Raw genomic sequence first — 13201 nt, 5'->3', positions numbered from 1 at the left:
ATGTCACAAAAAAATGTACAACAATTCCCGCTCCTCATTTTAATGGCCAACATGTTCATTGTTATGACAGGCATTGGGCTTGTGATTCCAATTATGCCCACTATCATACATGATTTTGGAGCCGGGGGGAAAACCTTTGGCCTGTTAATTGCTACGTTTGCCTTTGCACAGTTTATCTTCTCTCCGATCGCAGGAGATTTGTCTGACCGGCTCGGTCGCAAAAAAGCGATTGTGTTCGGTCTTATTCTTTTTTCTTTTTCTCAATTTTTGTTCGCTTTTTCCCAGCAGCTAATATTGCTTTACGCTTCGCGTATCTTTGGGGGCATCGGAGCGGCTTTTATGATTCCTTCTATGATGGCTTTTGTTGCTGATATTACGACAGTAGAAACACGGGCAAAAGGAATGGGACGGCTCGGAGCCTCCATGTCACTTGGCTTTGTTGTCGGGCCCGGGATCGGTGGCTTTCTTTCCACACTAGGCTTGCGGGCTCCGTTTTTTATCGCAGGGGCTGCCGCCGCTTTAGCTGTTATTCTCTCTATCTTATTTTTAAAAGAGCCTGAACGTGCGGCGATGCCAATGACATCTAAAAAACGTGATCCTTTATTTAAACAGCTCGCTCTTTCTGCAAAAAAGCCCTACTTTATTCTTTTAATGATGATGTTTACCCTATCATTCGGTCTTGCCAATTATCAAGCAACGATTAGCTTATACACAAATGTCAAATTCGGTTTTAGCCCTTCCGATATTTCTATGCTTATGGTCGTTGGCGGCTTGATTGGTGTCATTGTGCAAGCCTTTGTCTTAGATAGAGTGCTGCGAGTATTTGGAGAAGTCCGTATTATGAACATCATGCTTGTAGTCGCAGCTGCTTCTATGATTGGCTTGTTGTTTGCTACTGGATTCGCTTCTGTTCTTACAGTATCTGCCTTCTTCTTTACTGCCGCTTCCTTGCTTCGCCCAGCTATCAATACAACGGTTTCAAAAATGGCAGGAAGTGAACAAGGCTTTGCGGCCGGAATGAATAACGCCTATATGAGTATCGGCAATATGGTGGGTCCCGCGCTTGCCGGCGCTTTATTTGATATCAATATGGCTCTTCCTTATATATTTGGAGCAGTGATCATTATAATCACGCTTATCATTTGTATGAAATGGGCACAGAGCTTAAAGAGAAAACGCCGTTTACGGACATCTTACCAGCCCCCTTCCGCTCAATAGCAGGCCACCAAAGCGAGGCAATCCCAAAGTGTCTATCACTTATGGAGTTGCCTCGCTTTGGTTTCCTCCGGTGATGGCAAACCGGATAAAAAAAGTGGTTCCTTGCTCACTCGTTTTTAGATCAATAACCGCATGATGCCGTTCAGCTACACTATAGCAAATAGCGAGCCCTAGTCCTGTACCTGTATCTTTCGTTGTAAAGAAAGGAGTGCCAATCGTTTCAAGAAACTCCGGCTTGATGCCGCCGCCTTCGTCCTTTACCTCTAAAACGACCGTATTCTTTTCTGTATATGTTTTCAGCGTAAGTTTCCCTCCAGGGTCCATCGCCTCTAGTCCGTTTAAAGACAAATTTAAAATTAATTGACTAATTTCCTTTTCATCCAAATAAAGTTCGGGACAGTCGCTTAGCTGAAGAGAAACGAACTTGTCGTTCATTAATGCTTCTGCTTGTATTAATGGGTGTAATCCTTCAATCACCGGATTAAGAGGCTGTAGCTTCTTGTCGCTCACCTTATTCTTGGCTAAATTAAGAAACTCAGTGATGATTGAATTAGCCCTATCTAATTCTCCGAGCATTAAATCAACATACTTCACCATTAAATGCTCTGGATCACTCTTTGACAGCTCTAAAAATCCTCTGACGGTTGTCATTGGGTTTCTAATTTCGTGAGCAATGCCAGCGGCCATTTCCCCCACTAAATATAGGCGGTCCAACCGCGCTACCTCGCTTTCCAACCGCACGCGCTCCGTAATATCGGTAATAGCACTTAACACACATTGTTCTCCCTGGATCTCAAGGATCTCTGTCGACAACAGCCCATGCCTGATCATCCCTGCTTTTGTTTGATATTGAATTTCTGCATTGCGAACACATTCACCATTTTTCAAGTCATCTCTTCCTGTGAGATTTAAAACAGGAACGGTTTGATTAAGTATTTCTTCATATGAATAACCAGTATGGTTCAACCAGCTCGCATTTACATCAATATACTTTCCGTCCCTTAACGTACGAAGCTCGATTAAACAAGGACTTGATTGAAAAATTTTATAAAAATGTTCTTTGGATAGTCGCAAAGCTTCGGCCATTTTTTTACGTTCTTCGATTTCTTTTCGCAGTTGTTCATTTGCCTGTGATAATTCCTGTGTTCTTTCCTTCACTAGCTTTTCTAAAAGGGCATATTGCCGTTTTCGTTCTTTTTCCATCTTCTTTCTTTCTGCAATATTACGAATGGAGCAGACAAAAAGATATTCATCTCCTATCTGAGCCTCGCCAATTTGGATTTCGACTGGTATGTCTTTCCCCTCTTTATTTTTGACAACAGCCTCAAGCAGCTGGCCAGTCATTTCTCTGACATAATCCATCAGCTGAGGAGAAAAGCCGGGCAAAAGATTAACCATATGCTTTCCAGGAAGATCATCCATTGAATAGCCAAACATGCGTGTAATAGCCGGGTTAACCGATAAAATACACCCTTGTTCATCAAACGTAATAATCGTATCAAGCAATGTTTCACCAATGACTCTCGCCAATTCTTCATTTTTGCGCAAATCAAATGTCGTGCGTTTTAATTTTTCATTTACTTTTTTCAGCTCATTTTGACGCCGCAATTCACTTTCGTGTTTCAGTTTTTTATGATTTTGATAGATTTTAACAAACTGTTCGACCTTTAGCTTTAAAGTTTCTGGATGAAATGGCTTGAATATATAATCTACTGCACCGAGTCCGTATCCTTGAAGTACATTTTCCATCGTTTGATTGATCGCCGTAATAAAAATAATGGGAATATACTTAGATCGTTCTCTTGCTTTAATAAGATTAGCCGTTTCAAATCCATTTAATCCCGGCATTTGCACATCGAGCAAAATAACAGCAAAGTCCTGTTTGAGTACATACTTTAAAGCTTCTTCACCTGAATTTGCACATACAAGATGGTAGTCCGGCGAAGCGAGGACAGCTTTTAGCACGAGTAAATTTTCAGGATGATCATCAACCATGAGAATATTCACCTTTTGTTGGTGGGCTTCTTCTTCAATTGTCCACTCTTTTTCCTCACTGCTTGCCGGCATTACCTGGGTAGATAAAGAACTATTGGATCTTTCTGTATATTTTTTCAAACGGATCCACTTCCTCATAAAAATTTGTAATGCTCGTAAATTTAATTCCTTCTTTACTGCCAAGTCCGAGAATGCCTGATTGGACTAAACTTTCATGAAAAAGATTATAAACACGATTTTGAAGCAATTTATTAAAATAGATCATGACATTGCGGCAAATAATAATATGAAATTCATTAAATGAACGATCGGCCGCCAAATTGTGCTCGGCAAAAATAATGTTTTTTGCTAAAAATGGATGAAAAGCTGCTTTTTTTTGTTTAGCCGTATAGTACTCTGAAAAAGCACTCGTTCCTCCCGCTGCTAAATAATTTTTTGTATATAATTGCATTTTCTGCAACGGAAATTCTCCATTTTGAGCATAGGTTAGTACAGTTCTGTTCATATCCGTCGCATAAATTCTTGTTTTCTCATATAGGCCTTCTTCATACAAAAGAATAGCCATAGAATATACTTCCTCTCCGGTTGAACAGCCTGCATGCCAAATCTTGATTGAAGAGCAACTTCTTAAAAACGGAATGACTTTTGTTCGAAACGATAAAAAAAAGCTTGGATCACGAAACATTTCCGTGACATTAATTGAAAAGTCTTCACATAACTTCTCCATCACCGAAGAGTCATGCAATACTCTTTCCTGCAACCCCGAAATACTTGTTACTTTTTCTGTTCGCATCCTATTCCAGATTCTGCGTTTTAAAAAGGGAAGCGCATAGTTTCTAAAATCGAATCCATAATAGCGGTAAATCCCTTCAAGCAATAAATCTACCTCTATACTTTCCAGTTCTTTATGCGGCAGACTATCGTTTTGCTCTTCTTGTTCTATTGCTTTGTTCACCCGTATTCCCCCGCCTATCTGTATAACCATACTTGAATAATAGAAAAGAGCTGTTCTAGATCGATTGGCTTGCTGATGTAATCTGAGGCCCCTGCATCAATACATTGCTTTCGATCATCTTTCATCGCTTTTGCTGTAAGAGCGATGATCGGCAGATGCTTAAACTCTGGTATTCTTCTTATCGACTGGATTGCCTCAAAACCATTCATTTCAGGCATCATAATGTCCATAAAGATTAAATCAACATCTGGATTTTCTTGTAAAATCCCAATCCCTTCTCTACCGTTTTCTGCAAACATTACTTCCACTTGATAGTTTTCGAGAGCTGCTGTTAACGCAAAGATATTTCTCATGTCATCATCTACGATAAGTATCTTTTTGCCTTTGAGCAGCACCTGTCTTTCAAGATCTTCTTTTCTCTCCCCTTCACTCACGGGCACTGAAAAAGCAGGCTCAGAGGGAAATACACTTTCTTCCTTCTCACTCTTCCCAGCCGCCGCCTCCATTGCATAAATAGAGGTCTCTAAATGTTTTGCTTCCTGATAATTGGGTAAATATAATGTAAATACGCTTCCCTTATGTTCTATGCTTTCTACCTCAATAAAGCCGCCTAACAAATGGGCAATTTCTCTACTGATGGAAAGACCTAAGCCCGTTCCTCCATATTTGCGGCTAATTGTGCCATCCGCTTGTTTAAATGCCTCAAAAATAAACTCTAAATTTTCCTCTGAGATTCCAATGCCAGTATCCTTAACCACAAAACATATCTCCATATTAGAATGGTTATCCTTCATGCTTTGAATCGTTAGGGACACAGTTCCTTGCTTAGTGAATTTGAAGGCATTCGATAGCAGATTTTTTAAAATCTGTTGTAACCGCTGCTTATCCGTACGAATAACCTCGGGAAGACCAGCAGCGAGTTCAACATAAAATTGAATATTCTTCTTGCGGGCCACAGGTGTAAATTGCGCATTTACAAAATCTTTAATGTCGCTTAGCTTTACATTTTCGAAAATAATTTCCATTTTTCCTGCTTCAACTTTTGCTATGTCCAATATGTCATTAATTAAATTCAACAGGTCCTTTCCTGAAGAAAAAATAGTCTTTGCATACTCTATTTGTTCAGCTGTCAGATTATTTTCGGCGTTATCAGCTAGCATCTGAGCTAAAATAAGCAGGCTGTTTAGAGGTGTGCGAAGCTCGTGGGACATATTGGCAAGAAACTCTGATTTATATTGAGAGCTAATAGTCAACTGCTGGGCTTTTTCCTCTAGTTTTTTTCTTATTTTTTCTAGCTCCCTCGTTTTTTGTTCAGATTGTTCATATTGCTCTTCAAGCTGTTCATTCACCGTCCGCAGCTCTTCCTGTTGCAGCTGAAGTTCTTCTGATTGGCTTTGCAATTCCTCGTTTAATGCTTGAAATTCTTCAAGCAGCTTTTCTACTTTCGTATGATTTAACGTTCTGTTGATGTTCATGCCCACATTTCCGATCACTTCCTGGAGAAACAGCTGTTCAAGCCGGCTGAATGTGTTGAAAGAAGCAAGTTCAATGACAGCCAATACTTCACCCTTAAATTCAGCCGGCATAGCTATCACATGAGCCGGGGCTGCCGAACCAAGGCCCGATTTAATTTTTATATAATTTTCAGGTACCTGATCAAGGGAGATTGTGCGATTTTCTGCGGCACACTGCCCAATAATACCTTCGCCCAAGTAAAAGCTTTCTCCTTCTATTACGGAATGAGGATCTGCATAAGCAGCAATCTTCCGTAATTTTTCTAGGCCTCCCTCATACTCCTTTATGTAAAAAACACCATAATTAGCTCCCGAAATGGCGGCAACCTTATTGATGAACCATTGAGCTAATGTTTCCAAATTATCTATTCCAGGATACATATGGGCAACTTCGGCAATTTTTGTGCTTAACCAGCTTCTTTCCTCTGCTTCGTTTTTTAATTGTTTTTCCTGCCGAGCATGAATTTCAAGAGATTGGGCCATTTCGTTAAAGGCAAGAGCAATTTCCCCGATTTCATCTTTTGTCGTTACTTCTATACGCGGAAGTTGATCTGAACGATTAAAAGCTACTTCAGTCATAACAGAAGTCACCTTTTGCAGACTTCCCGTTATGCTTCGTAAAATCCAAGTCATGATAGTTAAGCCGACAAGGAAAACAGCCACCACATAGATGAAAATGATTTGGTTTGTCCGTTTGTACGTTTCAACAGACTTTTTCAGTTCTGCATCGATTGTTTTCTTCTGAATGTTTTGCAGTTTTTCAGCAATGTTACTCATCTCTTCTCTAATTTTTCGGCTATCATACCAAAATATTTTTAGAAGCTCTTTATCCTCTCCAATGTTTGTGGACGCGTCTGTTTTTTTCTCTAAAGCACTATATTGTTTGCCCAGTCTGTTTAAGTCTTGGATTAAGTGTTGGGACTGTTCTCGTTTATCCAATTTTTCGAGAGAAGTAATCGCTGCATGCACATTCACCATCGCTTGATCTCTGTTTTTTTCTAGTTCTTTTACTAATTCTTCCGGTGGATTGGATATAAGCCCTCTTGACTCCCTGCTGAACACATTTAATTCATCTTGAATCGTATTAGCCAAATCAAGCATCTCATAATTTTTAACAGCGACATTTGTATTTAGGCTAAGTTGATTCATCATAAACATAAGAATAAAATACGAAAGGATGAATAGCCCAAAAAGAAAACCAAATCCGATATAGAGCTTTGTTTTAAGTTTCATTGCTTTCCCTTTCCCCTATCAGCCATTTAGCCTACATATCGCAATAAAGAAAAAACAGACGATTCCTAAGGCTATTTTAGCAGGAGTGATTAATTATATGATAAGTCCATCAGTTACAATTTTCAAACAGACTTTCCAATTATCAACTGTTATTTTGTTATAAGCAAACAAAAAATAAAAATAATAACAGGTAGATTTTGTCGATAAGCAACAAAACAAGTTCTTTCATTTCCATGCTTTAAAATGACCCATTATTCATCGGATTGCCTTACACGCCTAAAAAACCGGAACTCGGTTAAATGTCGAAAATAATCGATGCATACGACCTCGTATATCGATTCCCATTTCTTCCTCTACATGAATGACTAGCTGGCGAGCAAGACGATTTGCTTCCGTGGTCATATTCTGTCTTAAGAGCAATTTTATATAGTCAAAATAGACCTCTTCCTGATAAGGATCTTTTTTAATGAGCTTTTCAAAATAGGTAAAACACTTCTCGTATTCTTCTTGCTGTTCATAATACTGAGCAAGCGTGCGGCATATTTTCATAAATAGAGACCGCATATTCTCTCGTTCCGCTTCTACATAATGCTCATACGGATACTCTTCAAGATAGTCTCCTCTATACAATGCTTCTGCTGCAAGCAATTTCTTTATATTCACTGGAGAATTCGCTTCCCTTCCTGCAGAAGCTAATTGACAAAAACGTTCAATATCCAAATCTATTTCTGTCGTATGGAATAGATAATGATTATCCGAACGACTAATAAATCGGGAATGGCCTCCTTTTTTTAGCGGGGGCTCAAGCGCCTTTCTTAAAGTTGATACAGTTACATGCAATTGGTTTTGAACAGACTCTAATGATCCATTCGGAAAAAGAGCATCAAGCAGAATATCTTTTTCTATTTTCTTATTTCGGTTGGTAACAAGGAATTGAAGCAAACGGAGGCTGGATTTTCTCTTAATGATAACCGGCTGTCCTTTATAAAAGATTTTCAGTGGACCAAGTGTTTGAATTTCAAGCGGAACCTTCTGTTTCTCTTTAATGATTACTCCCTCAACTGCTTTTATCCCAGCTTCTTCCCAATAAAAGTTATGCTCTTTGCATAGTTGTACAAACTCTGTGATCTTTTGTTTTTCTCGCACCCTGTCATTCTTTTGACGATACAATTCAATCTGTGATTTGATGACTGTACAACGATAATAGGCGAACAATTCAAATGCACGAGAAGCCTCCATCAAACAATTCTCAGCCTGTTGCCATTGCTTCCCCTCTATGTAGCTAAGACCCAACTCTCTATTTGACCAGCCAATATCAAAATTAATATTGTATTCTTCGGAAATGTCCACTGCTTTCTTTCCCCATTTAATCGCCCCATTGAGGTCTCCTCTCATGCGAAGCATCCGCCCCATCGTTGTATAAATAAAAAATAATGAAGAGCGATCGTACTTCTTAGCAATTGTTAACGCTTGCTGAATGTGGAGGTCTGCTTCATCCAATTTTCCCTCATCCAGGCAAATAGTAGCGATCGTATCGAGCGCATGAAGCTGGGTATGTTTATGACCATATTTTTCTGAAATAAAAAGGGATCTTCTCACATTTTGCAATGCCTCTTTATACTCTCCAAAATATCGTTGAATTTCAGCGAGCAGATTTAAATTCAAAGCTGTCATTGGCCTATCTTGAAAACGCTCGGATTCCTGCAAGGATTCTAAAAACAGCTGTTTCGCTTTCATCAGGTCACCGTGCATAAGAAAAATAGTCGCCAGCCGATGCTGAAGACTGCATAACCATAATTTATTGTTTTTCTCTTTTAAGAGCGCCATGTTCTTTTCAAATTGAGCAATCAGTTGTTGAATGATGGACAGTGGTACACAGCGAATGAGAAACAGCGTATTGTTGGCAATGTTTTTCTCTAGTGTCATTTCCTCCAGCCAGCCGTCAAGAAAAACCATTGATTCAATCGGATTATAGCGATGGCTAATTAATTCCATCAGCCGGGCAGCCGCTGGATAATCCTTGCCGATTACCGAATAAACGAAAGCATAAACAAATTGGTATCTTGATTCATAAATAGCTGCCAGCTTCAGCTGCTGTTCCTGAAGGGTGATGGAAGAAGCACGTTCTTTATATTTTTGATAGAGAAATTCGCGAAACAGCCCATGATATCTAGTCGTTCCCTCGCTCTCACTGGCAATGAATAGATGCTCACGCTGCAATTGCTGCAAAATATGCTTAGAATCTTTTCTCCCTAACAGCTCATCAATTATTTCTGGGTTGAGTTCAGGCAACAAGCTCGTCTCACATAAGAATTCTTTTATTTCTTCAGACTGAGCTTCAAACACCTCTGAGGAAAGGTAGTCATAAATGTCTTGAACGTGCGGAAATTGTGTCCAGAATTGGGCTCGTTCTTTGGCAGCCATTTTACTGATAATACCTAATATGAGCTGATAGCTTGCAATCCAACCTTCTGTTTTCTTGTATATCAATTCTAATTCATGGGGCTCTAACTTTAATTGATGGGCCGAATGAAAGAATTCCTCCGTTTCAGCAAGAGTAAACGCAATATCATCGGTTGTTAACTCTTTATATTTGCCTTCAGTTTTCAACCTGGAGATAGACAAATTAGGACGAACTCGACTAATGATAATAAATCGAATAAAGGGAGAACAGTGCGCTAACAACTCTTTCATAACCGCCTTAATTTCCGGACTCTGATTGACCGATTGGTAATCATCAAGAACAATGCATAGCGGCTCTTTCTGGGCGGTTAAAAGTAAAAGCAACTCTTCAAACTCGGCTTCTGTACTTTCGGGAGAAGTGTTGGCTGTCGGTCTCTTTTTATGCAGCTTTTCCATAATTCCTGCCTTTAAATAGCTTATAAATACATGCTTATAACGGTCAGAGACTGTAAGGTTATACCAGACAGCAGGAATCTTTTTTTCATGGATGTAACTAGCTACAAGTGTGGTCTTCCCATACCCACTATCTCCAATAATTGAAATCAGAGATGCTGGTTTCAGGCACTCCAGCTCGGAGAATAAGCGGCCGCGCTGAACAACCGGAGAGTATACAGGCATTCTTAATTTTGTCTCTATCCATTTCATTCTACTATCTCTCCTTTAAGACAGAATTGTAACCGTTTTAATTTTTATCATTGTAAGAAAGAGGAGTTTATTTGTAAGAACGCAGTAAGAAAGATATTTTAATATTCAGTCTATAGTATTTTTTTTATATTTACAATCTACTTTACAGGAGGAAATGAAGATGTCAATTCAAACAGAAAAAGCCAAAACAATTGCTGAAAATTTAGTTGAATGGGATAAAAAACATTACTTCCATCCAACCACTCCACTGAAAGATCAACAAGCGAATGGACCTGCGCACATTTTTACAAAAGGCCATGGCATTCATGTAACCGATGTTCACGGCAATCAATTTATTGATGGGGTTTCATCATTATGGAACGTAAACATTGGCTATGGGCGCAAGGAACTTGCTGATGCAGCCAGTGAGCAAATGATGACTCTCGCCTATGGATCATCATTCTTCAATAATTCTCATGATGTCGTTATCCGTTTGTCTAAAAAACTAGCAAGTTTGGCACCTGGAAACTTGAATGTCAGCTTTTTTACCTCAGGCGGTTCGGAATCAAATGAAAGCGCCATCAAAATTGTCCGACATTATTGGAAGATGAAAGGACAGCCGGAGCGCAAGAAAATTATCGCACTAGAAAGAAGTTATCACGGGGTCACGATGGGAGCAACAAGTGCAACGGGTGTGCCAGAATTTAAAAATATGATTACCGCCATCGCGCCGGACTTTCTGCATGCACTGCCTTATCAAACGGAATGCGAACGCGGTGATAAATCAGCCCCAGGCTATGAACGCAGTATTAGAGGATTGATTGAAAAAGAAGGACCTGAAACAATTGCAGGAGTTATCCTTGAACCTGTCCAAGGTGTCGGCGGTATACAAATCCCGCCTGAAGGCTATTTGAAAGCTGTGCGCCGGCTATGTGACGAGTATGGTATTTTAATGATGACAGATGAAGTCATTACAGGCTTTGGCAGAACCGGTAAAATGTTTGGCGTCGAACACTGGGATGTCGTCCCTGATTTAATGTCGGTTGCTAAAGGAATTACAAGCGGCTATATCCAGCTCGGGGCTGTGATGATGACCGAACAGCTGCGAGATGAATTAGCTGAACTGTCTGATAACGTTTTCTTCCATGGTTTTACTTACAGCGGCCACCCGACTGCCTGTGCTGTCGCTTTAAAAAATATTGAGATTATTGAAAATGAAGGCCTTGTTGACAATGCTAAACAAATGGAAAAAGAATTGCTTAACGGATTACATTATCTGCAGGACACTCATAAAATTGCAGCTAAGCCCCGAGCTCTTGGCTTAATGGGAGGAATTGAGCTTCTTGCTGATCCAGACAGCGACACAGCGTTTGATCCGTCTGTATTTGCAGCGCCAGCGGTGGTAGAAGAGTGTGCCAAACGAAATCTCATCTTGCGCCCGCTCATTTTCGGAGGATTGAACGTAGTAGCCATTGCTCCGCCTCTCATCGTGAACAAGCAAGACATTGAGACGATCATTCATACGCTGTCTGATTCAATCAAAGCATTTGAACAAAAAGTTTTATAAGCTATTTAACTAGTAAAATAGCTGATCAAGACATTATCGCAATAAAAAAGCTCGTTTATCTTTCCAATTGGTCAGTAAATGTCTCGTTTAGATTAGTCAACGAGCGTTACTGGCCAATATTTTCCAGAGAGGAGAAGCATAATGAATGAATATAATTATTCAGCAACTGAAACGAATGGAATCCAAGACGAGGCATCAGCCCATTCATTAAAAAAAGTTTTAAAAACGCGTGATTTAGTTATTTTTGGCATGGTATTCATGGCACCTGTTTCAGCCCAGACACTCTTTGGAGAACTGACCCAGCTATCCAAAGGACATGCGGTACTCTCCTATGTAGTAGGATTAGTGGCTATGATTTTCACCGCTTTTTGTTATGGAAAAATGGCTGGCGCTTTTCCAAAGGCTGGTTCCACTTACAGTTATACTTCCCAAGCCATTCATCCGCAACTAGGCTTTATGGCTGGATGGGCGATTTTACTCGATTACTTACTAATTCCGATGCTGCTTTATAAATTAAGTGCTGTCTTTCTGATGGAGCTCATTCCCTCTGTCCCCTTGTGGATAGTTCTATTGATTTTCGTCGTTCCAGTCACATTAAGTAACTACTTTGGCGCCCGCGTTACCTCGCGTGTGAATATGTATATGATGCTGCTCATGTTCTTCAGCCTCGCATTATTTATCGGCTTTGCTGTCAAAAGCCTCATTTCTTCAGGCGGAATCAGCAGTCTTTTTTCTTTACAGGGGATCTATAATCGGGATACTTTCTCAATGAATTCACTGGTTACAGGCGCCTCAATTGCTGTCCTTTCCTATTTGGGATTTGACGCCGTAACAACTATGTCTGAAGATTCTAAAGTTACAGGAAAGATGGTCGGCCGCGCCGCTATTCTTTCTTTGTTAATCAGTTCCTTCTTTTATATATGTCAAGTATATTTTGCTACACTTGCAGCGCCAGACTTCACTTCATTTGCCTCTCAGGAAACAGCTTTTTTTGAAATTGCTACCGCTGTCGGCGGCAGCCCCCTTGCCACCATTTGTACGTTGATTATTGCCGTGTCGGGAATATCAACTGCTTTGGCCGGACAGGCATCCGCTTCTCGAATCTTATTCAGTATGGGTAGTGACAAAATGCTGCCGGATTTTTTTGCCCGGCTGCATCCGAAATATCAAACGCCCGTCAACAGTATTGCCTCATTAGCAATAGTCGGCTATATTGGTGCTGTTTTCATTCCTTTATCCGTTCTTTTCCAGCTGATTGTCATAGGAGCCCTCTTTGGTTTTGTTTGTGTTAACCTTTCAGTCGTCAAAGAGTTCTACTTTCGTCGGAAAGAAAGGCAGGGATGGCAATTCATCACCAATTTGCTATTTCCGCTGCTCGGTCTCTCTGTCTGCGTTTACATTTTCTTTGGTATTAGCCCGATTGGAAAAACGATTGGTTTCATCTGGTTGTCCGCTGGTTTTTGCCTGTTAATGTACACCTTGAAATTTCTAAAAAGAGAGATTTCTATCTTTGAAAACCTGTAAATATAAAAAGCTATCTCTGAAAAGAGATAGCTCAGTTTGTCGACAAAAGGGGTTCGGAATAGTCTTATTCCGAACCCCTTTTGATTTTTCGGTAGTTTTAAAGCCATT

Annotated in this window: 7 protein-coding genes; 3 read left to right on the top strand and 4 right to left on the bottom strand. The window is 40.0% G+C overall.

All coding sequences use genetic code 11. The annotated features are described in order from the left end of the window. Window positions 1-1218, top strand: a complete 1218-nt coding sequence (locus ACH0BF_RS22360; protein WP_120033627.1) for an MFS transporter — start codon at window positions 1-3, stop codon at window positions 1216-1218. A 39-nt stretch (window positions 1219-1257) separates the two neighbouring features. Here ACH0BF_RS22360 and ACH0BF_RS22355 read toward each other — a convergent pair whose 3' ends face one another. The 4 genes from ACH0BF_RS22355 to ACH0BF_RS22340 form a co-directional block, all read right to left on the bottom strand. Further along, entirely contained in the window at window positions 1258-3333 is a 2076-nt protein-coding gene (locus ACH0BF_RS22355; RefSeq protein ID WP_340852996.1) for a PAS domain S-box protein, read from the bottom strand. Further along, window positions 3305-4168: a CheR family methyltransferase gene (locus tag ACH0BF_RS22350; RefSeq protein WP_340852994.1), complete on the bottom strand. Its 864-nt coding sequence runs from the start codon at window positions 4166-4168 to the stop codon at window positions 3305-3307. The genes ACH0BF_RS22355 and ACH0BF_RS22350 overlap by 29 nt, the downstream gene beginning before the upstream one ends. Window positions 4169-4182: 14 nt before the next feature. After that, window positions 4183-6915: a response regulator gene (locus tag ACH0BF_RS22345; RefSeq protein WP_340852992.1), complete on the bottom strand. Its 2733-nt coding sequence runs from the start codon at window positions 6913-6915 to the stop codon at window positions 4183-4185. Between the two features lie 276 nt (window positions 6916-7191). After that, window positions 7192-10023 (bottom strand): AfsR/SARP family transcriptional regulator, encoded by a 2832-nt coding sequence (locus tag ACH0BF_RS22340; RefSeq protein ID WP_340852989.1) that lies wholly within the window; start codon window positions 10021-10023, stop codon window positions 7192-7194. A gap of 160 nt (window positions 10024-10183) precedes the next feature. On the opposite strand from ACH0BF_RS22340, the gene ACH0BF_RS22335 reads away from it, so the two are divergent. Then, a complete protein-coding gene (locus ACH0BF_RS22335; RefSeq protein WP_340852987.1) occupies window positions 10184-11569 on the top strand; it encodes an aminotransferase family protein in 1386 nt (461 codons plus the stop codon). Window positions 11570-11710: 141 nt separating this feature from the next. After that, complete coding sequence (locus tag ACH0BF_RS22330) at window positions 11711-13093, top strand: APC family permease (protein WP_340852986.1); 1383 nt, start codon at window positions 11711-11713, stop codon at window positions 13091-13093. The last annotated feature ends 108 nt before the right edge of the window (window positions 13094-13201 follow it).

Source organism: Pseudobacillus sp. 179-B 2D1 NHS (assembly GCF_045370945.1).
Lineage (GTDB): Bacteria > Bacillota > Bacilli > Bacillales > Domibacillaceae > Pseudobacillus.
This window is presented reverse-complemented; position numbering and strand designations above follow the sequence as displayed.

Excerpts from the sequence above, each read along its gene's own strand:
- ACH0BF_RS22360 (WP_120033627.1), top strand. The coding sequence starts at position 1 with ATGTCACAAAAAAATGTACAACAATTCCCGCTCCTCATTTTAATGGCC.
- ACH0BF_RS22345 (WP_340852992.1), bottom strand. The coding sequence starts at position 6,915 with ATGAAACTTAAAACAAAGCTCTATATCGGATTTGGTTTTCTTTTTGGG.
- ACH0BF_RS22340 (WP_340852989.1), bottom strand. The coding sequence starts at position 10,023 with ATGAAATGGATAGAGACAAAATTAAGAATGCCTGTATACTCTCCGGTT.
- ACH0BF_RS22335 (WP_340852987.1), top strand. The coding sequence starts at position 10,184 with ATGTCAATTCAAACAGAAAAAGCCAAAACAATTGCTGAAAATTTAGTT.
- ACH0BF_RS22330 (WP_340852986.1), top strand. The coding sequence starts at position 11,711 with ATGAATGAATATAATTATTCAGCAACTGAAACGAATGGAATCCAAGAC.